22 protein-coding genes are annotated in these 19,837 nt (G+C 70.2%); 16 read left to right on the top strand and 6 right to left on the bottom strand.

The annotated features are described in order from the left end of the window. Positions 1-43: 43 nt before the first annotated feature. Positions 44-1,720, bottom strand: coding sequence for an ABC transporter ATP-binding protein (locus tag K6T50_RS09375; RefSeq protein ID WP_222606349.1), 1,677 nt, complete (start codon positions 1,718-1,720; stop codon positions 44-46). Positions 1,721-1,798: 78 nt separating this feature from the next. After that, positions 1,799-3,025 (bottom strand): BMP family lipoprotein, encoded by a 1,227-nt coding sequence (locus K6T50_RS09370; protein WP_225935299.1) that lies wholly within the window; start codon positions 3,023-3,025, stop codon positions 1,799-1,801. 208 nt (positions 3,026-3,233) lie between these two features. Here K6T50_RS09370 and K6T50_RS09365 point away from each other — a divergent pair, with 208 nt between their 5' ends. The 6 genes from K6T50_RS09365 to K6T50_RS09340 all read left to right on the top strand — a co-directional run bounded on the left by K6T50_RS09365 (position 3,234) and on the right by K6T50_RS09340 (position 7,570). Next, positions 3,234-3,959: a 5-formyltetrahydrofolate cyclo-ligase gene (locus K6T50_RS09365; protein WP_222606348.1), complete on the top strand. Its 726-nt coding sequence runs from the start codon at positions 3,234-3,236 to the stop codon at positions 3,957-3,959. 75 nt (positions 3,960-4,034) lie between these two features. Further along, positions 4,035-4,325 (top strand): hypothetical protein, encoded by a 291-nt coding sequence (locus K6T50_RS09360; protein ID WP_222606347.1) that lies wholly within the window; start codon positions 4,035-4,037, stop codon positions 4,323-4,325. 4 nt (positions 4,326-4,329) lie between these two features. Further along, complete coding sequence (locus K6T50_RS09355; protein WP_222606346.1) at positions 4,330-4,830, top strand: hypothetical protein; 501 nt, start codon at positions 4,330-4,332, stop codon at positions 4,828-4,830. A gap of 84 nt (positions 4,831-4,914) precedes the next feature. After that, entirely contained in the window at positions 4,915-6,243 is a 1,329-nt protein-coding gene (locus tag K6T50_RS09350; RefSeq protein ID WP_222606345.1) for a TIGR00341 family protein, read from the top strand. 110 nt (positions 6,244-6,353) lie between these two features. After that, positions 6,354-7,088: an SIMPL domain-containing protein gene (locus tag K6T50_RS09345; protein WP_225935298.1), complete on the top strand. Its 735-nt coding sequence runs from the start codon at positions 6,354-6,356 to the stop codon at positions 7,086-7,088. A 68-nt stretch (positions 7,089-7,156) separates the two neighbouring features. Beyond that, complete coding sequence (locus K6T50_RS09340; protein WP_225935297.1) at positions 7,157-7,570, top strand: SHOCT domain-containing protein; 414 nt, start codon at positions 7,157-7,159, stop codon at positions 7,568-7,570. A gap of 5 nt (positions 7,571-7,575) precedes the next feature. On the opposite strand, the gene K6T50_RS09335 is transcribed toward K6T50_RS09340, so the two are convergent. Beyond that, positions 7,576-8,544 (bottom strand): NOG1 family protein, encoded by a 969-nt coding sequence (locus K6T50_RS09335; RefSeq protein ID WP_222606344.1) that lies wholly within the window; start codon positions 8,542-8,544, stop codon positions 7,576-7,578. 770 nt (positions 8,545-9,314) lie between these two features. On the opposite strand from K6T50_RS09335, the gene K6T50_RS09330 reads away from it, so the two are divergent. From K6T50_RS09330 to K6T50_RS09295, 8 genes are all read left to right on the top strand, one after another. Continuing rightward, the gene (locus tag K6T50_RS09330; protein ID WP_222606343.1) at positions 9,315-10,544 is read left to right on the top strand and encodes a translation initiation factor IF-2 subunit gamma; all 1,230 of its coding nucleotides are present in this window, start codon (positions 9,315-9,317) and stop codon (positions 10,542-10,544) included. A gap of 14 nt (positions 10,545-10,558) precedes the next feature. Beyond that, positions 10,559-10,936 (top strand): type II toxin-antitoxin system VapC family toxin, encoded by a 378-nt coding sequence (locus K6T50_RS09325; protein ID WP_222606342.1) that lies wholly within the window; start codon positions 10,559-10,561, stop codon positions 10,934-10,936. A 1-nt stretch (position 10,937) separates the two neighbouring features. Further along, positions 10,938-11,516 (top strand): DNA-directed RNA polymerase, encoded by a 579-nt coding sequence (locus K6T50_RS09320; protein ID WP_222606341.1) that lies wholly within the window; start codon positions 10,938-10,940, stop codon positions 11,514-11,516. Continuing rightward, a complete protein-coding gene (spt4, locus tag K6T50_RS09315) occupies positions 11,516-11,713 on the top strand; it encodes a transcription elongation factor subunit Spt4 (RefSeq protein WP_222606340.1) in 198 nt (65 codons plus the stop codon). Before K6T50_RS09320 ends, spt4 begins: the two co-directional genes overlap by 1 nt. A gap of 25 nt (positions 11,714-11,738) precedes the next feature. Further along, entirely contained in the window at positions 11,739-12,278 is a 540-nt protein-coding gene (locus tag K6T50_RS09310; RefSeq protein WP_222606339.1) for a GTP-dependent dephospho-CoA kinase family protein, read from the top strand. A gap of 100 nt (positions 12,279-12,378) precedes the next feature. Then, on the top strand, positions 12,379-12,687 hold the full coding sequence (locus K6T50_RS09305) for a 30S ribosomal protein S24e (protein WP_222606338.1): 309 nt from the start codon (positions 12,379-12,381) through the stop codon (positions 12,685-12,687). 6 nt (positions 12,688-12,693) lie between these two features. Continuing rightward, on the top strand, positions 12,694-14,364 hold the full coding sequence (locus tag K6T50_RS09300; RefSeq protein ID WP_222606337.1) for a bifunctional N(6)-L-threonylcarbamoyladenine synthase/serine/threonine protein kinase: 1,671 nt from the start codon (positions 12,694-12,696) through the stop codon (positions 14,362-14,364). 309 nt (positions 14,365-14,673) lie between these two features. Continuing rightward, positions 14,674-14,955, top strand: coding sequence for a DUF5808 domain-containing protein (locus K6T50_RS09295; RefSeq protein WP_222606336.1), 282 nt, complete (start codon positions 14,674-14,676; stop codon positions 14,953-14,955). 9 nt (positions 14,956-14,964) lie between these two features. On the opposite strand, the gene K6T50_RS09290 is transcribed toward K6T50_RS09295, so the two are convergent. Further along, a complete protein-coding gene (locus K6T50_RS09290; RefSeq protein ID WP_222606335.1) occupies positions 14,965-15,384 on the bottom strand; it encodes a hypothetical protein in 420 nt (139 codons plus the stop codon). Between the two features lie 77 nt (positions 15,385-15,461). Here K6T50_RS09290 and K6T50_RS09285 point away from each other — a divergent pair, with 77 nt between their 5' ends. Both K6T50_RS09285 and corA read left to right on the top strand, forming a co-directional pair. Beyond that, on the top strand, positions 15,462-15,692 hold the full coding sequence (locus K6T50_RS09285) for a hypothetical protein (protein ID WP_222606334.1): 231 nt from the start codon (positions 15,462-15,464) through the stop codon (positions 15,690-15,692). Beyond that, on the top strand, positions 15,689-16,711 hold the full coding sequence (gene corA, locus K6T50_RS09280) for a magnesium/cobalt transporter CorA (RefSeq protein WP_222606333.1): 1,023 nt from the start codon (positions 15,689-15,691) through the stop codon (positions 16,709-16,711). Before K6T50_RS09285 ends, corA begins: the two co-directional genes overlap by 4 nt. A gap of 52 nt (positions 16,712-16,763) precedes the next feature. Here corA and K6T50_RS09275 read toward each other — a convergent pair whose 3' ends face one another. Together K6T50_RS09275 and K6T50_RS09270 are read right to left on the bottom strand one after the other, a co-directional pair. Next, the gene (locus K6T50_RS09275) at positions 16,764-18,221 is read right to left on the bottom strand and encodes a PQQ-dependent sugar dehydrogenase (RefSeq protein WP_222606332.1); all 1,458 of its coding nucleotides are present in this window, start codon (positions 18,219-18,221) and stop codon (positions 16,764-16,766) included. A 124-nt stretch (positions 18,222-18,345) separates the two neighbouring features. Beyond that, positions 18,346-19,584 (bottom strand): MBL fold metallo-hydrolase, encoded by a 1,239-nt coding sequence (locus tag K6T50_RS09270; RefSeq protein WP_222606331.1) that lies wholly within the window; start codon positions 19,582-19,584, stop codon positions 18,346-18,348. Positions 19,585-19,837: the final 253 nt, after the last annotated feature.

The following is a 19,837-nucleotide window of genomic DNA, read 5'->3' as shown; positions in this document are numbered from 1 at the left end:
GCGTCGTCGAGCAGGGCGCGGGCCCGACCCGGGTCGTCGTCGCTCACCGTTCCACCTCGGAGTCCCGAGGGGTCGCGGAGCCGTCGTCCGAGTCCCCGGGCTCGGCCGTCGCGTCCGGGCGACCGGCGTCGTTCGTGTCGTCGGCGTCATCCGCGGCGCTCTCGTCGCCCACGCCGTCGGCGTCGCCGGCGGCGTCGAGGCGACGCCCGGCCATCAGCAGGCCGAGTTCCTCCTCGGTCACGGTCTCGGGGTCCACGGTGTCGATGAACTCGCCCTCGTACATCACCGCGATGCGGTCCGACAGCTTCCGTATCTCCTCCAGTTTCGAGGAGACGAGCAGCACCGCGAGCCCCTCGTCGCGGCGGTCGAGCAGGCGGTCGTGGATGAACTCGATCGAGCCGATGTCGACGCCGCGCGTCGGGTGCGAGGCGACGATGACGTCGGGGTCGTGTTCGATCTCGCGACCGACGATGAACTTCTGCTGGTTCCCGCCCGACAGCGACGCGGCCTCCGACTCGACGGTCGGGGGCTGGACGTCGTACTCGTCGACGATGTCGGCCGCGTGCTCGCGGACCGCCGGCCAGTCGATGAACCCTCGCTCGACGTACGGCTCGACGGTCTGGTTGCCCAGCAGCGCGTTCCGAACGAGGTCGTAGTCCTGTACCAGCCCCTCCGTCTGGCGGTCCTCCGGGATGTAGACGATCCCCAAGCGGATACGCTCCCGGCGACTCAGCCCGGTGATGTCCTCGCCGTCGAAGCTGACCGTCCCCGAGTCGACCGACCGGAGCCCGGTGATCGCCTCGACCAGTTCCGTCTGGCCGTTGCCCTGGACGCCGGCGATCCCGAGGACCTCCCCCTCGCGGACCGTGAGGTCGACGTCTGTCACCTGTTCGAGCCCGCGGTCGCCCGTGACCCGGAGCCCCTCGGTCCGGAGGATCGGGTCGCCGGGCGCCGTCTCGCGGGGGCGACGGTCGAACAGCACCTCGCGCCCGACCATCATCCGGGCGAGCTCCTGCTCGGTCGTGGTCGCCGCGTCGACGGTGCCGACGGCCTCGCCGTCGCGCAGGACCGTGACCTCGTCGGCGACCGACAGCGCCTCGTCGAGCTTGTGCGTGATGAACACGAGCGACCGGCCGTCGGCGGCGAGGTCGGTCATCACGTCGACGAGGCCCTCGACCTCCTGGGGCGTGAGCACCGCCGTCGGCTCGTCGAGGACGAGGATCTCCGCGCCCCGGTAGAGGCTCTTGACGATCTCGACGCGCTGGCGCACGCCGAGGTCGAGGTCGACGACGCGCTCGTCGAGGTGCTCGTCGACGTCGAAGCCGTACCGGTCGCAGATCGCCTCGATGTCCTCGCGCGCGTCCGCCTCGTCGACGAGGCCGTTCTCGGTCGGCTCGTGGCCGAGGATCACGTTCTGGAGGACGGTCATCGGCCCCACGAGCTGGAAGTGCTGGTGGATCATGCCGACGCCGGCGTCCATCGCGTCCCGCGGGGACTCGAACGTTCGGTCCTCGCCGTCGACGACGATGGTCCCCTCGTCCTGGTCGTACAGCCCGTAGAGGACGCTCATCAGCGTCGTCTTGCCCGAGCCGTTCTCGCCGAGGAGGGCGTGGACCGATCCCCGGTCGAGCGTGAAGTCGACCCCGTCGTTGGCGACGACGTCGCCGAAGCGTTTCGTGATGCCGTCGAGCCGGACGGCGGGCGGTCCTGCGTCAGTCATGGTGGAGTACGGCGGTCATGATGGAACACGGAAGTCATAGAGAAGTCTCGATCGTAGGGAACCCCGACCGCGCTCGGGTCAGTTGCAGCCGGAGGCGGTACAGGGAACGTCGATGTCGCCGTCGACGATGCCCTGCTTGGCCTCCTCGAGGTTCTGCGAGACCGCGTCGGGAAGCTCGCCCTCGAACGCCTGCCCGATGACGCAGTCGACGCCCCCCTCCTCCAGCCCGAGGGTGTTCGGGCCGGTGACCGACCCGAAGTTCCCCTCCGCGACGGCGACGGCGACCTCGCGGGTCCCCTCGTTGATGTACTTCACCGCCGAGCCGAGGATGACGTCCTGGAAGTCCGGGAGCGTCACCGACTGGTCGGCGTCGACGCCGATGGCGAAGCGGCCGTTGCTCTGGGCGGCCTCGAAGACCCCCCGGCCCGCGGCGGCGGCGGCGTGGTAGACGATGTCGGCGCCGTCGTCGTACTGCGAGCTGGCGATGTCGGCCGCGGTGTCGGTGTCGGTGTAGTCGCCGATGTAGCCGACGTTGACCTCGACGTCGGAGTTGACCCACTCGGCGCCGGCGACGTACGAGCGCTCGAAGGCGTTGATGAGCGACCCGTCGACCCCGCCGACGAAGCCGATCTGGGCGGAGCCGGGGTCCGTCTCGCTGCCGTCATGTGAGAGCTCCTGGGTCGTCATCGTCCCGCCGAGGACGCCCGCGAGGTACGACATCTCGTGGTTGGCCCACGTGTAGCCGGCCACGTTCGGCTCGTCCACGTGGTCGTTGATCAGCATCCAGTTCTGGTCGGGGTAGTCGACGGCGTTCTGCGTGAGCGCCTCGGTGTGGTTGTACGACACCAGCACGATGAGGTCGTAGTCGCCGCTGGCGGCCAGTTCCGACTGCGTGGACTGGTACTGGGCCTGTTCGGTCTCCTCGACCTCGTTGATCTCGATGTCGTACTCCTCGGCGGCCGACTGGAGTCCCTCCAGCGCGAGGTCGTTGAACGCGTTGTCGTCGAACCCCGCCGGGCTGGAGACGATGGCGACGTTCGTCGTCTCGCCTCCATTGTCGCCGCCGTCGCCCCCATCGTCACCGCCGTTGCCGCCGTCGTCGCCGTTCCCGCCGCCGTCACCGTTCCCGCCGCCGTCACCGTTTCCGTCGTCGCCGTTCCCGCCGCCGCCGCCCGTACAGCCGGCGAGGACCGTCCCGCCGAGGACTGCCGCGCCCGACGAGAGGAGGGTGCGGCGGTCGACCGAACGGCGGGAGGGCTCGGAACGCGATACGTCGTCCGTGGTGTCACCGTCGGGATTTCTCATCTCTGGTGAACGATCATGCAACCTACACAAAAACATTACTACAGGTTGGATCAATTGCCGGTTACGCGGGGAGGTCAGTCGGTACCTTCCCATGCGGGACGGACGGAGCGACGGCGACAGCGACGGCGGGACGGGTCGGCTCGGGTCAAGCCTTGCCACACAGCGTCGAGCGCGACGTTTTATCAGTCGAGGACCATCCCACACGACCATGGAGAAACAGCCCCTCCGCGAGCGGATCTGGGACGACTTGGAGGCGTCGGGCGAGGCCCGGTTCCCGTTCCCGCCCCACGGCCGGATCCCGAACTTCGCGGGGGCCGACGACGCCCGCGATCGCCTCACGGCGACCGAGGAATGGGCCGACGCCGACGCGGTCAAGGCGAACCCGGACGCGCCGCAGCTCCCGGTCCGCCGTGCGGCCCTGCGCGCGGGCAAGACGGTCTACATGGCGGTGCCGCGGCTCCGGGAGGAGGAGCCGTTCCTCCGGCTCGCTCCCGACGAGGTGCCGGACATCGACGAGGCGACGACCGTCTCGGGCTCCTCGACCCACGGCGTCCCCGTCGGCCCCGACGAGGTGCCCCACGTCGACCTGATCGTCTCCGGGAGCGTCGCCGTCACGGAGGCCGGCGGCCGGGTCGGGAAGGGCGAGGGGTTCGCCGACCTGGAGTTCGCCGTGCTGTCGGAGCTGGGCGCCGTCGACGACGCGACCTCGGTGGCGACGACCGTCCACGGGATGCAGGTCGTCGACGAGGAGGTCGACCTGGACGCCCACGACGTGCCGCTGGACCTGATCTGCACCCCCGAGCGGACGATCCGGACGGCGGACGCCCGCGACGGCGACCCGCCCGCGCGACCCGACGGCGTCGACTGGGACGCGCTGCCGGCCGGGAAGCTGGAGTCGATCCCGGTGTTGCGTCGACTCGCGCCGATGGACTAAGTATTCGACCAGGAACACCGATCACGGAACGATCGGAGCAAAAATTTATGTGTAATAATTATTATATTTGTGTGTATGGGGACAGACGAGCCACTAGAGAAGAGAGTCGATCGCATCGAAGAGCGGCAGGAGGAGATCCTCAGTTTGTTCGCCCACGCGGACCCCGTCGTCGTAATTGACCAAGATCAGGTCGTGCCGTTCCCCGGAAATGACGACGATGGATCGACGGGTATGGGAGGATCTGGATCCGGTGGTTCCGGGGGAAGTGGATCGCTGTCACCCATCACGCAAGTACTCCGAGAGATACGGGACAATATCGACGAGATCGGGGATACCCTCGACGACATCGAATCGGAGATCGGGTGAACGAATGGCGACGTTCAGTATCACACAGATACTCCTATCATCCACGGGGTCCGCACTGGCCGGCGCTGCCGTCTATCACCTCGTCGCGAACACCATCGAACGACAGCGCAGCAAGTACTCGGTCCTAACCGAACTACGACGGAACTACCGAAGTCTACAGAAGATCTCGGACCGAACCCGTGGCGACTCGTGGGACGGAGTCATTCACAACGGACTTCGAACGACGGCACGGGACAGACTGGAGACGCGAACGCCGAAATTGCGGTTCGATCTCACCGACGATGAACAGCGAGAGCTGTCGGATCTATACGGGCTCTACGACTACATTAACAGGCTCCACATCGTCTCCGTCTCCGGGGACCGGGGCGACCTCCCGGCGGAGAACGTTCGGTCGTTAGTCGGAGACGCTCAATCCCTGACCGAATCGGTGTACGGATCGCTCAGGGACCGTTGGCACGTCGCGGCGTACCGGACCGAGCCGGAACTACCCACACCCGAGGTATAGTTCGCGGACGATTCCCCCGCCGATCCGGACCATATCGGCTTTCCATCCCCCTTCGCTTAACTCACCGCCTCCTGTAGCACCGGCGTGCGACTCGTTCAGGTGATGGTGCCGGCGGGCAAGCGGGAGACCGTCCTCTCGGTGCTCGACGACGAGGGCATCGACTACGTCCTCTCCGACGAGACCAGCGGCCGGGAGTACACGGCGGTCGTCTCGTTCCCGCTGCCGACGGAGGCCGTCGAGCCGGTGCTCGCGGAACTTCGCGAGGCCGGGCTCGAACGCGACGCCTACACGGTCGTCCTCAACGCCGAGACGGTCGTCTCGAAGCGCTTCGAGGAGCTGGAGGAGCGGTACGCGGAGGACGAGGAGGGCAACGGCGACCGGATCGCCCGCGAGGAGCTGGACGCGCGGGCGTCCGAGATGTCACCCCGGCTCGGCGCGTTCGTGACGATGACGGTGATCAGCACCGTCGTCGCCACCGCGGGGCTGCTGCTCGACTCGGCGGCGGTCGTCGTCGGCTCGATGGTTATCGCGCCGCTGATCGGGCCGGCGATGGCCGCCAGCGTCGGCACCGTGCTCGACGACGACGAGCTGTTCGTCCGGGGCGTGAAGCTGCAGGTGTTCGGCGGCGTCCTCGCGGTGACGAGCGCGGCCGCGTTCGCGGCGCTGCTCAGATACGGACGGGTCGTCCCGTTCGGCGTCGAGGAGGTGTTCTCGATCGCGGAGGTGCGCGAGCGGCTCGCGCCGGACGTGCTCTCGCTGCCGATCGCGCTCGGTTCGGGGGTCGCCGGCGCGTTGTCGCTGGCGTCGGGCGTCTCCTCGGCGCTCGTGGGCGTCATGATCGCGGCGGCGCTGGTGCCGCCGACGGCCGTCGTCGGCATCGGGATCGCGTGGGGGCGGCCCGGCACCGTCGCCGGGGCGGCGCTGCTCGTCGTCGTCAACTTCGCCGCGATCAACTTCGCCGCGATCGCGACGCTGTGGTACAAGGGGTATCGCCCGGAGTCGTTCTGGCGACTCGACGAGACGCGGACGACGACGCTTCGCCGGGTCGGCGTGCTCGGCGTCGCCATCCTGCTGTCGACGGCCGTGCTCGCCGGGGTAACGGTCGCCTCCTACCAGAGCGCGCAGTTCGAGACGGCCGCCCACGAGGAGGCCGACGCCCTGCTCGACGGCGACGCGCGCGTGCTCGACGTGGCGGTGACGTACGGCGGGTTCCCCTTCCGACAGCCGACCGCGGTGACGGTGACGGTCGGCCACGAGCCGGGAACGACGCCCCCGCGGATCGGCGAGGCGCTCGCGACGCGCCTGGCCGACGACGCCGAGGCGCCGTTAGGGATCGGCGAGCCCGCGACGGTCGACGTGTCGGTGCGGTACGTGCCCGTCGAGGAATCGCACGCCGGCGAGGGTTCGTCGTGAAGCGGACACGAGCGCGTGCGTGACACGAAGGGCGCGTGACACGAAGCGTGACACAAACGGACGTTTGTGTGTAAGATAGCTTAACGGTCGGCGCGAGCGTCCACACGGGCGTGAACCGAACCAGAACCCTCCCAGCGTTGCTCGTCGCGGCCATGCTCGTGCTCGCGGGCTGTGCCGGGACGACCGGACCGAGCGCCGACCCGGCCGCGACGGGCGCGACCGCGACGGCCGTGAACAGCATCACCGCCGACGGCTCCGCGACCGTGAGCGCCTCGCCCGACCTCGCCGAGATCACCGTCGCCGTCGAGGCGACCGCCGACAACGCCAGCGCGGCCCGCTCGCAGGTCGCCGCGGACGTCGAACGCCTCCGAGGGGCGCTGACCGACGCCGGCTACGAGGTGCGCACGGTCGACTTCCGGCTGTCGCCGGAGTACGACCACCGAAGCGACGAGCGCGAGCTGGTCGGCTACCGCGCGTACCACGCGCTCGCGTTCGAGACGGAACCCGACGACGCCGGCAGCGCCGTCGACCTCGCCGTCGACAACGGCGCCACCGCGGTGCAGGACGTCCGCTTCACGCTGAGCGACGAGCGCCGCGCGGAGCTACGCGAGGAGGCGCTCGCGGCCGCCGTGACCGACGCGCGCTCGACCGCCGAGACGGCCGCCGGCGCCGCCGACCGCTCGGTCGGAACCGAGCTGTCGATGCGGGTCGGCTCCGCGGGCGTCTCGCCGTACGACTCCCGGGTCGTCTACGAGACCGCCGCCGACGCCGGCGCGTCCACCTCGTTCGACCCCGGCCCGGTGACGGTGTCGGCGTCGGTGACGGTGACGTACGAGCTGGAGTAGGCCGGACCCGACCCCGGGCCGGCGTCACGCCCGGAACGACCAAGTGACTCACCGGCCGACACCACGCTGTGAGCGACTCCGAGCGCGTCGTCACCGGGACGATGCTGGGCATGTTCCTCGCGTTCGGCGCGGACACGATCCTGATCGTCGCCGCGCTGTGGTACGTCGGCGCGGTCCCCGCCGCGACGGCCGCCGGGGTCTCGGCCGCGGTCCTGTCGGTGTTCCTGCTGTGGATCGCCGTTCGGTGGAACCGGCTGCGCCGGACGCGCGGGACCGCCGCGACCACGAGCGACGGGGCGGAGCCGGACGCCGAGGACGACCCGGTCGAGCGCCTGAAGCGCCGCTACGCCGACGGCGAGGTCTCCGACGAGGAGTTCGAACGCCGGATCGACCGACTGCTCGACGCCGACAGCCGGATCGAGGCGAGCGAACTCGGCGACGACGACCCCCGCGAACGGGACCGGCAGCGGGAGACGGAGTAACGGGTTCAGTTCTCGCCGCGCGAGGGCAGGTCCGGCTCGAAGCCGACCGCCTCGACGGCCATGTCGAGGACCGCGTCGACGTTGTCGTTCTCGGCGACGCTCATGTACGCGTCCGCCTCCACGTCCGTCGAGCGGTCGCTCTTGTTGCAGACGACGAGCACCGGGGCGTCGAACCGATCCTCGACCTCCGCGAGCAGTTCCAGCTGCGACTCCAGCGGGTAGCCGCAGTCGCCGGAGGCGTCGAGGACGAAGACGACGGCGTCGGCGAGGTGGGTGAGCGCGGAGACGGCCTGGCGCTCGATGCCGTTGCGGTCCTCCTCGGGGCGGTCGAGCAGGCCGGGGGTGTCGATGATCTGATAGCGGATGCGATCGCGCTCGAAGTGGCCGATCTGGACGGCCTTGGTGGTGAACGGGTAGGAGGCGATCTCGTTGGAGGCGCGGGTGACGTGGTTGACGAACGACGACTTGCCGACGTTGGGGTAGCCGGCGACGACGATCGCTGGCTCGTCGGGGCGGATGTCCGGCAGCGTCTTCAGCGCGTCGCGGGCCTCCCCGACCGTGAGGAGGTCGTCCTCGATCTCGTCCATGATGTCGGCCATCCGGGCGAACGCCTGCTTGCGGTGCTTTCTGGCGGTCTCGACGCCGGACTTGCGCATCTTCGCCTGGTACTCCGAGCGGAGCTCGTCGATCTGCCGGGAGGCCCAGTTCACCTCCGAGAGCGCCTGCCGGAGTTCGTCGACGTCCACGACGGCGTCCGCGAGTTCGTAGTAGAAGGGGTCGACCTCGAACTCGAAGTCGGGCCAGGAGGTGGAGACGTTGGCGAGGTTGTCCGAGAGGATGTTCGCGGCGGTGATCAGCATCGACTCCTGGGCGTCCCACCCGTCCTTCGCGCGGCCGGTCCGGGACGCGCGGGAGAACGCCTTGTCGAGGAGTTCCTCCGCGCGGGGGGTGGTGGGGAGGTCTTCGAATGTCATAGTCAGTTGGTTCCTCGTTGTCCGTGACGGCGTATAAGCCCGTTCGTTCGGGTTTCTACGTGTTCTCGGCTGTGATCGTGGGTGGTTCGGACGGGGGTCTACCGGCGGGGATCGGTCACGGGCGGACGGGCGGTTCGGGGGGCGCCCGCTCCCGGTTCCGCTACCGCCATCGCGACGACACCGCGGGGACACAGTTCCCGGAAGTCCCACCCCGTGGTTCGGACGAGCCGAACGTCGGACCCGGTTATACGGTGTGCATGTACCGCCAGCGGTTGGCGCGCGCCGCCGCGGCTGCGTCCGCGGCGGAAGCGTGCGAGGGGCGAGCGAGCGTCAGCGAGCGAGGCGGTTGGGGAGGCTCACGTGAACGGAGTGAACGTGAGTTCGTCGGAGCTTGCTCCGACGTAAGTGAGGCGCGGTGCGGGCGCGGTGGGTGGGACTGAAAGGGGCCGGTTCGCTCGGGGAGCGAGGCGAAGTAAGCACTGGAGCGAACGCCGAAGGCGTGAGCGAAGCGCGCAGCGAGCCGCAGCCCGCGAGCGAACCGGGGGCTTTCGCGGTCGCTTCAGGTTCTCACCGACAACGACCGATCCGTCGCCGATAACCACAGAGACGACAGATCGAACACACGCGGGACCCACCCGATCACAACGACGACGACGCGGGCCAGATCACCGTGAAACACAGAGACACGCACACGATTCTACCCGCCCCCGTAACAGCACCTTTATCAGTCGCACGCGGCGAAGTTCCAACGAGATTACTCTCGGAGGCCCATGGTGACGGAGCAAACACAACCGGAGGTGAACATCGGACTCGTCGGTCACGTCGACCACGGAAAGACGACGCTAGTGCAAGCGTTGTCGGGCGACTGGACCGACCAGCACAGCGAGGAGATGAAGCGCGGGATCTCCATCCGTCTGGGCTACGCCGACGCGACGCTGCGTCGATGCCCGGACTGTGCCGAGCCCGAGTGTTACACCGTCGAGGAGACGTGCCCGGAGCACGGCGTCGACACCGAGACCCTGCGGACGGTCTCGTTCGTCGACGCCCCGGGCCACGAGACGCTGATGGCGACGATGCTCTCCGGAGCGTCGATCATGGACGGCGCGGTGCTGGTGGTGAGCGCCACCGAGGACGTGCCGCAGGCGCAAACCGAGGAGCACCTGATGGCGCTGGACATCATCGGCATCGAGAACATCGTCATCGCCCAGAACAAGGTCGACCTCGTCGACGACGAGCGCGCCCGCGAGAACTACGAACAGATCGTGGAGTTCGTCGAGGGCACCGTCGCCGAGGACGCGCCGATCGTCCCCGTCAGCGCCCAGCAGGGCGTCAACGTGGACCTGGTCATCTCGGCGCTGGAGGAGCACATTCCGACGCCCGAGCGCGACGAGTCGCTCTCGGCGCGGATGTACACCGCCCGCTCGTTCGACATCAACCGCCCCGGCACGAAGGCCGAGGACCTGCTGGGCGGCGTCATCGGCGGGTCGCTCGCGCAGGGCACCCTGGAGGTCGACGACGAGATCGAGCTCCGTCCCGGCCGCGAGGTCGAGGAGGGCGGCTCCTCGGAGTACCACTCGATCGAGACCTCCGTTCGCTCGCTGCAGGCGGGCGGGCAGTCCCAAGAGACGGTCGGCCCGGGCGGCCTGCTCGGCGTCGGCACCGGACTGGACCCCAGCCTGACGAAGGGCGACGCGCTCGCGGGCCAGGTCGCCGGCGAGCCAGGAACGCTCCCGCCGACGCGCAACGCCTTCGAGATGGAGGTCGAGCTGCTCGACCGCGTCGTGGGCGAGGGCGCCGTCGAGGAGATCTCCACCGGCGAGCCGCTGATGCTCACCGTCGGCACCGCCACCACGGTCGGCGCGGTGACCAGCGCCCGGACGGGCGAGTGCGAGGTCAACCTCAAGCGACCCGTCTGCGCCGAGGAGGGCGCGAAGATCGCGATCAACCGTCGGATGGGCGCCCGCTGGCGCCTCATCGGCGTCGGGACCCTCACGGAGTAACGGGGCCGGTGACGATGGTCGTCCTCGACACGAACGCGCTCATGATGCCGGTCGAGTGCGGCGTTCGCGTGTTCGAGGAGCTCGACCGGCTCGTGGACGACCCCGAGCTCGTCACCCCGGAGGCGGTCGTCGCCGAGCTGGAAACGCTCGCGGCGGGCGCCGGCGAGGAGGCCACCGCCGCGTCGGTCGGCCGCGACCTCGCCGAGCGGTGTCGAGTGATCGAGACGGCACAGCAGTACGCCGACGACGCGGTCGTCGAACTCGCCTCGGGCGAGGACTTCGACGGCTACGTCGTCACGAACGACCGCCCCCTGCGCGAGCGCCTCCTCGCTCGGGGCGTACGCGTAATCGGTTTAAGGGGCGCGAACACACTCGCGATAACACAACCTTAGCATGTACAAACGGGTACGACTCAAGGACACGGTCGAGGTCCCGCCGGAGCACCTGGCGGACGTGAGCCGCGACCGCGTCCGCAAGCTCTTGCAGGACAAGTTGGAGGGACGCATGGACGAGGACGTCGGCAGCGTTGTCAGCGTCACCGAGGTCCACGACATCGGCGACGGCGCCGTCCTCCCGAACAGACCGGGCGTCTACTACCAGGCGGAGTTCGACGCCGTGACCTTCGATCCGGACATGCAGGAGGTCGTCGACGGCAACGTCGTCGAGGTCGTCGAGTTCGGCGCCTTCGTCGGCATCGGCCCCGTGGACGGCCTGCTGCACGTCTCGCAGATCTCCGACGAGTACCTCGCGTACGACGGCGAGAACCAGCAGCTCGCCTCGACGGAGTCCGACCGGACGCTCGGCGTCGACGACTCCGTGCGCGTCCGCGTCGTCACGAAGTCGATCGACGAGCGCAACCCGCGCGACTCGAAGATCGGCCTCACCGCCAAACAGCCCGGCCTCGGCAAACACGAGTGGCTGGAGGCCGACGTTCGGCGTCGCGCCGAGGGGGCGCCCGCGGAGGGTAACTGATGGCCGAGGACCGCCTCGCCTGTCGCGAGTGTCACTTCGTCAATAATCCCGACGCCCAGACGTGCGAGAACTGCGGCTCCTCCTCGCTGACGGAGGACTGGGCCGGCTACGTCATCATCACTCACCCCGAGGACTCCGAGATCGCCCCGGAGATGAACGTGAGCGAGCCGGGCAGCTACGCGCTGAAGGTCCGGTGACCGCCCGACTCGGCCGCCGACCCGAATGACCCTTCTCACGCTCCCCGACGACCTCCGCGGCGCGTTCAAAGAGCCCATGGGCCCCGTCTACACCGACACCGAGCAACTGCTTTCGGCCACCGGCGACCCGATCGTCGCCGTCGGCGACGTCGTTACCTACCACCTCCGCGTCGCCGGCCGCGACCCCGACGTGGCGGTGATCGACGGGAAGACGAAGCGCGAGGCCGTCGGCGAGGAGATCGCCGCCGTCCTCGACGGCGAGAACCGCCGGATCGAGGTGGAGAACGCGCCGGCGACGCTCTCGCGCGACCTGCTCTCGGCGCTGGTCGAGGCGCTCGCGAGCGACGACCCGGTCGTGATCCACGTCGCCGGCGAGGAGGACCTCGCGACGGTGCCCGCGATCGTCGCGGCCCCCGAGGGCGCGAGCGTCGTCTACGGCCAGCCCGACGAGGGGATGGTGCTCGTGGACGTGACCCCGGATTCGAAGCGTGAGGCGCGCGACCTGCTGGGGAAACTCGACGGCGACGCCGCGGCGGCGCTCGCGGCGCTGGGTCTCGACAGCTAGCCGATCACGCACCGACGGTCCGTTCGCGGCCGCTGAATCGGGGTACAGCCCCTTCGAAATCCTTTTCCGCCTCTCGGGCGCACTCACTGACAACTGAACCATGGACATCGACATCATCTCCGAGGAGGAGAACCCCATGCTCCACCGGACGGACGTCCGGTTCGAGGTGCGACACGACGAGGCAACGCCCGCGCGACTGCAGGTCCGCGACTCGCTGGCCGCCAAGATCGACAAGGGCTCCGACGAGGTCGTCATCCAGGAGCTCGACACCAAGTTCGGCATGCGCAAGACCGTCGGCTACGCGAAGGTGTACGAGTCGGCCGAGCACGCCGCCGACGTGGAGCAGGACTACGTCCTCGAGCGGAACGCCATCGCCGGCGACGAGGACGCCGAGGCAGAGGAAGCCTAACGCCGGATGCGCGTCCTCGGCGTCGAGGGCACGGCCTGGTGCGCCAGCGCCGCGGTGTTCGACGCCGAGACCGACTCCGTTTTCATCGAGTCCGACGCCTACGAACCCGACAGCGGCGGCATTCACCCGCGCGAGGCCGCCGAGCACATGGGCGATGCGATCCCGCGCGTGATCGGGACGGCGCTGGAGCACGCCCGCGAGGAGTACGACGACAGCGGGGGCGACGAACCGCCCGTCGACGCCGTCGCCTTCTCCCGCGGCCCCGGGCTCGGCCCGTGCCTACGCATCGTCGCCACCGCGGCCAGATCGCTGGCGCGGACGCTCGACGTGCCGCTGGTCGGCGTCAACCACATGGTGGCGCACCTGGAGATCGGCCGCCACCGCGCGGGCTTCGACTCCCCCGTCTGCCTGAACGCCTCGGGCGCGAACGCCCACCTGCTGGGCTTTCACGACGGCCGCTACCGGGTGCTCGGCGAGACGATGGACACCGGCGTCGGCAACGCCCTCGACAAGTTCACCCGCCACGTCGGCTGGAGCCACCCCGGCGGCCCGAAGATCGAGGACCACGCGAGAGACGGGGAGTTCGTCGAGCTCCCCTACGTCGTCAAGGGGATGGACTTCTCGTTCTCTGGGATCATGTCCGCCGCGAAGGCCGCCTACGACGACGGCGTCCCCGTCGAGGACGTGTGTTTCTCGCTGCAGGAGCACGTCTTCGCCATGCTCACCGAGGTGAGCGAGCGGGCGCTGTCGCTGACGGGCACCGACGAGCTGGTGCTGGGCGGCGGCGTCGGCCAGAACGCGCGGCTCCGTGAGATGCTCGCGGAGATGTGCGCCGAGCGCGGCGCCGACTTTCACGCGCCCGAGCCGCGGTTCCTCCGGGACAACGCCGGGATGATCGCGGTGCTCGGCGCGAAGATGGCCGCCGCCGGCGACACCGTCGCCGTGGCCGACTCGGCGATCGACCCCGACTTCCGTCCCGACGAGGTGCCCGTGACGTGGCGCTCGGGCGAGTCGGTCGCGCGCGTGCCGACCGCGGCCGGTGCGGGCGCGGCCGGTCCGGGGGACGACGGAGCGGACGACCGCGACGCCGCCGACCTCCGCGGCGCGGAGGCGACCGTCGAGGTCCGCGGCGACGAGGTCGTGAAGCGGCGGCTCCCGAAGGGATACCGCCATCCCGAGTTGGACGCGACGCTACGGCGTGACCGCACGGTTGCGGAGGCGCGGCTGCTCGCGGGCGCCCGCGAGGCCGGCGTGCCGACGCCGCTCGTACGCGACGTGGACGTGCCGGCGGCGACGCTCGCGATGCAGTTCGTCGGCGAGTGCGACCTGGCGGCGGCGCTGACGGCCGACCGCGCCCGGACGGTCGGCGAGCACCTCGCGCGGCTCCACGACGCCGGGATCGTCCACGGCGACCCGACGACGCGCAACGTCCGGGTCGGGCGAGGCGACGCGCCCGAGGACGGCCGGCTGTTTTGCATCGACTTCGGCCTCGGCTTCAGTTCCGACCACGTCGAGGACTACGCGATGGACCTGCACGTGTTCGAGCAGTCGATCGAGGGCACCGCGAGCGACCCCGACACGCTCGTGGCGGCCGTCGAGGACGGCTACCGCGCGGTCGGCGAGCCGGCGGTGCTGGAGCGGCTCCGCGGCGTCGAGGGGCGCGGTCGCTATCAGTAGCGTCGTCGCCGGCGGGGTGACCAGGCGGTGACGGTGGGGCGAACAGGCGGCCGTGTTCGGGACAAGGCGGCCGACCGAGCGTCGTCGATCGTCGGTCGGCCGCCGCTCACGCGCCGTCGGGCCGCACGCGGTCACGGCTGACGCCGTTCGCATCGAGGCCTCCGTTCGGTCGGCCTCGCATCCGCTGCCCGGCGCGCGTCGGTGCTCAACGCATCGGGGTGGCTGGGTCGTCATCCCTGATGAACGTTCGCCGCCGAACTGTCGGACGCGAGCCAAAACGATTTATCGCGGGGCGTCGTTGTCGGGGACATGGCAGACAAACCCCAGACCGGGGAGCTCTTCGGGATCCCGTACAACTTCGAGCGGCCGAGCGTCGGTCGCCTCCTGTCCTCGTACTGGAAGCCCGGCAAGGGCATGCTGGTGGAGAAGCCGTTCGGCATCGGCTACACGCTCAACCTCGCGAACTGGCGCTCGTGGATGGTGCTCGTCGTCGCGGGCGCGCTGCTGTACCAGGAGCGTTCGGGCCGCGACGGAGACGTCGACGACGACGAGGCGTCCGAGCCCGTCGAGGTCATCGTCGACGACGACTGAGTCGGCCGCTTACTCCGACCACTTCTCCGATTCCGCGCGCTCTCGCCAGGCGCGCTGCTGTGCGCGCTCGGCGACATGGTCGACGCCGTCGGCGACGTCCTCGCGGACGGCCGTCTCGAAGGCGTCCAGCTCGTTCAGGAGGTTGCTCCGGTAGGCCGTCACCAGCTCGTACGTCCAGCGATCCTCGACGACGCCGGCGGGGAGCAGCCGGTCGCGGAGCTCGTCGGCGTACGCGTCGTGGCCGGCCGCCCGGAGGAGTTCCTCCGCCTCCGCGAAGCGATCCATCGCGTGGCCGGTACGGTGGTGACAGCCGAGCAGGTCGGCGTACGCCCGGTGTGCGTGCTCGATCCCGAGCTGGATCGAGTGCAGCGCGGCTCGCTCGTCGGCCGTCAGGTCGGGGACGGACGGGGTCGGCTCGTCGACGGACATGTATTGCTATACGGTACCACGCCACAAGGACTTTGCGCGCCCGAACGGTTAGGGTGCCCGACGCCGAGGGGCGTCGCATGAACGGGCCGTTCCTCGCGGCGGCGACGCTGACGCTGCTGTCGCTGGCCGGCTACATCGTCGGAACCATCGAGCCGTACCCCGGTCGGGAGGCGGCCATCGCGGGGCTGCTCGTCGGCGTGACGCTCGCGACCGTGACGTACCGTCGGAACGGGGCAGGGTCCGCCGACGGCGAGGTCGGGTCGACCGGGACCGAGCACGTGCCGCGCGACGGAGGCGAGTCGCGATGATCCGCGCGATGTCGTACACAAGCGGCGAGGCCGCCACCTTCGAGGAGGTGCCCGCCGCCGCGGAGGCGCCCGGAACGACGTGGATCTGGGTCGAGGCGACCGACGGGGAGGCGATGCTCGAACGCGACGGGGACGCCGCCGCGGGGCGGGTCCCACGGCCGACGGGCGAGCTCGCGACGGTGACCGAGCGGTTCGACATCCACCCGCTGCACGTCGAGGACGTGCTCGGGGACGCCCGTCCCAAGTCCGAGCTGCTGGAGGAGTACGCGTTCCTGCTCGTGAAGGCCGCCCGGTTCCGGGTCGGCGAGACGACGTTCCTCGAGGAGATCCGCACGCGCCCGGTCGGCGTGTTCGTCGGCGACGACTGGCTCGTGACCGTGACGACCGACGGCGACGACGCCGTCGAGGCGGTGTGGGACCGGCTCGCCGGGGCCGACAGGCGGGCGCTCGCGCGGGGGCCCGACTTCGCGGGCTACCTCGTCGTCGACCGCGTCGTCGACGGCTACTTCCACCTGCTCGACGAGCTGGAGAACGACATCGAGACCGTCGAGGAGCGCGTCGTCGAGGCGCCCGACCCCGACACGCTCGCGGCGATCAACGAGCTCCGGCGGGAGCTGCTGTCGGTCAGGCGGGTCGTGTGGCCGACGCGCGACGCGGTGAACGCGCTCTCGCGGGGCGACGCCGACCAGGTCGGCGAGGCGACCGAGAAGTACTACCGCGACGTGTACGACCACCTCGTTCAGGTGGTCGAGCTGACCGAGACGTACCGCGACCTCACCGCGGGCGCGCGCGACATCTACCTCAACACGCTCTCGCAGTCCACCAACGAGGTGATGCGCCGGCTCACCGTCGTCGCGACGATCGTCCTTCCGCTGACGTTCGTCGCCGGCGTGTTCGGGATGAACTTCGAGTCGATGCCGGAGCTGGGGTGGCCGTACGCCTACCACGCGACGATGCTGGGGATGGCCGGCATCGCGCTCGTGCTCGTCGCGTACTTCCGCCGTGAGGGCTGGCTGTGAGCGGGTGGAGCGTGGATCGACGAGATCCGGCCTCGGGCGACGGCGAGTCGCGTCAGGCGCTCACGATCCGCCGCACCGACCCGCCGTCGTCGCCGACGGTGCAGACGTACAGCTCCCCGTCGGGGCCCTCGCCGAACGAGAGCAGCCCCTCGCCCAGCCCGTCGGTGGCGACCGCGCGGGTGGGCCACCGGCCCGACTCCCGCGGCTCGGCAAGGAACAGGTCGCCGCCGGGGCGGTAGTCGCCGAACACGTACGTCCCCGCGAGGTCCCCGACGGCGTCGCCGCGGTAGACGTAGCCGCCGATGACCGAGATGCCAGACACCTCTGCGTCGCCGTGGGGGTACTCCAACACCGGGTCGAGCAGCGGGTCGCCGTCGGGCGTCTCCGTCGGCGCCTCCTCGGCGTCGAACGGATGGAAGCCCTCGCGGACGTTCCAGCCGTAGTTTCCGCCGGCCTCGACGCGGTTCACCTCCTCCCAGGCGCTTTGGCCCACGTCGGCGACGAGGAACTCGCCCGTCTCCCGGTCGAAGCTGAACCGCCACGGGTTTCGGAAACCCCACGCGTACTGCTCCGGAAGTCCCTCGCCGTCGACGAGCGGATTGTCGTCGGGGATCCCGTAGGGATCTCCGTCGCCGCCGACGCCCACGTCGTCGCCGCCGAGCGGGTCGATCCGGAGGACGCTCCCGAGGAGGTTCTCGGTCACGTCCTGTCCGTTGCCGCCGGCGACGGCGTCGTACCAGTCCTCGACGTGGCCGGTCCCCTGATCGCCGCCGCCGCCGCCGTCGCCGACGCCGACGTACAGCAGTCCGTCCGGGCCGAACGCGACCGATCCGGCGTTGTGGTTGGGCTGGGGCTCCGGGATCTCCAGAAGGACGCGCTCGCTGTCCGCCTCGGCGGCGTCGGGCGTCGCACGGAACTCCGAGAGCACGAACGCGTGGCTGTACTCGCTCGGCATGTCGTCGCGAAGCGATCCGCTGTAGCGGACGTACACGCGATCCTCCTCGGGGAACTCGGGATGGAACGCGAGTCCGAGCAGTCCCATCTCGCCGCCCGCCCGGGCCAGGCGGTCGGTCACGTCGAGGAACGTCGACCGCTCCTCGCCGGCGACGACGGTGATCGTGCCGCCCTGGTCGACGACGTACAGGCGGCCGTCGACGCCGGCGGGCGCCTCCAGGCCAAGCGGCGAGTCGAACCCCTCGGCGACGGGTTCGGTCGCCAGCGAGTCGGGACCGGCGGCCCCCTCGTCGGTGGCCGTCTCCTCGGTCGTGTCGGTCGCGTCCCCGGTGTCGGTCCCGGCGGTCGTGTCGGCTGTGTCGGTCGACCCGGTCGCCTGCCCGCCGCCGGGCGCGCCGACACAGCCCGCGAACGTCGTCGCGAGCGCGGCGGCGGCGCCGACCCGGCCGAGGAACGCGCGGCGGTCAGCCGTGGGGCCGTCGACCGCGCGGCGGTCAGCCGTGCGGCCGTCGGCCGTGGATCGATCGGCGGAGTCGTTCCGATCGGTGTCGTTCATGCGAGACGATCGGGCATCCCAACGGGGAATAGCCGTCGTAGGTTCGCACGCGAGTGAAACGCTTCGCCCGCCCGCGAGGGACTGGCGACCCCGGACCACAGTTCGGACCTCGACCGTCCCGGGATCAGAGCTGGACCGTCTCGCCGAGTTCCGGCGCGCTCGCGTCGTAGCCGTCGGCCCGGAGTTCCTCGGCGAACGCCGGGCACCGATCGCCGTGGTTGACGAGCACCGTCGCGCCGCGGTAGTCGTCGAGGAACGAGCGGAGCCCGTCGCGATCGGCGTGCGCGGAGAAGTCGAACAGCTCGACGCGGGCGGCGACGGGGACGACGCCGCCGTCGAGGTCGCAGCGGCCGTGGTCGAGCAGCATCCGCCCGTTCGTGCCCTCGACCTGGTAGCCGGTGAGACAGACGCGGTTCGTGGGGTCCGAGCGCAACATCGGGAGGTAGCGCATCACGGGGCCGCCCGAGAGCATCCCGGAGGTGGTGACGATCGCCTCGTTGTCGGCGGCGATGCGCTCGCGCTGGCCGTCCTTCCCGGTGACGTATCTGGCGCCGGATTTCGCCCGACGGAGCGCCTCGGGATCGCGGACGTACTCGGGGTACCGCCGGACGATGTCGGTGACGCGCTGGCCCATCCCGTCGAGGTAGGGTCTGATCTCGGTGTCCTCCAGCACCGTCAGCACCTCCTGAGTCCGCCCGATGGCGAACGCCGGGATCAGCGCGGTCCCGCCCTCGTAGCGGGTGGTCCGGACCGTCTCGACGAAGCGCTCCTCGACGCGAGCCCGGTCCTCGTGGGTCACGTCCGAGTAGGTGCTCTCGCAGATCACCGCGTCCGCGTCGGGCCGCGCCGTCGACCCGGACAGCAGGCGGGTGTCGTCGGTGTGGAAGTCCGCCGTGTACAGCAGGCGCGTGTCGCCGTCGTCGACGAGCACGTGTGCGCTCCCCGGAATGTGGCCCGCGTCGGAGAAGGTGACCTCGTACTCCGTGTCGCCCGCGCGGACCGTGAAGGGCTCGTCGTACCCGTGGCGCTCCTCGACCTCGCCGAGTCGCTGTACGTGGCTCTCGGTGAAGGTGCAGTCGTACCCCCGCAGCTTGAGCGTGTCGCGCGCGAGCACCCGCGCCAGCTCGCCGGTCGGCGGCGTCCAGTGGATCGGCGGCCGGCGGTCGCCCCGCAACAGGGCCGGCACCTGCCCGACGTGGTCGAGGTGGCCGTGACTGACGACGACGGCGTCCGGCTCGGGTCGGCCGACGGGGTACTGCGGCGGTTCCCCGGTCAGCGTCCCGTAATCGAGCAGGAGCGCGTCGTCGACGAGGACCGACGAGCGGCCCACCTCGCGGGCGCCGCCGAGGAACCGTATCTCCATCGGGAGACGCCAGGGGCTCGGCGGGGTTGGGTCCGTCGGTTCGCCGCGGCGGCGGCGCGCCGGGACGCCCTCAGATCACCTGAACGGCGACCAACGCCGCGGCCCCCAGCGCCAGCACGCACAGCATGCCGACCGAGAGGGTCGACATCCGCTTCATGTTCATGTCGGGAACCCGGCCCAGGCGACTCATAACCGTTCGCTCCCGCCTATCAGGGCTGAAAAGTCGGTGGTGCGACCTGACGGGCGAACGAGG

It is taken from the genome of Halobaculum magnesiiphilum (assembly GCF_019823105.1).
GTDB lineage: Archaea > Halobacteriota > Halobacteria > Halobacteriales > Haloferacaceae > Halobaculum > Halobaculum magnesiiphilum.
Note: the sequence above shows the minus strand (reverse complement) of the source record. Positions and strands in the feature narration are given on the sequence as shown.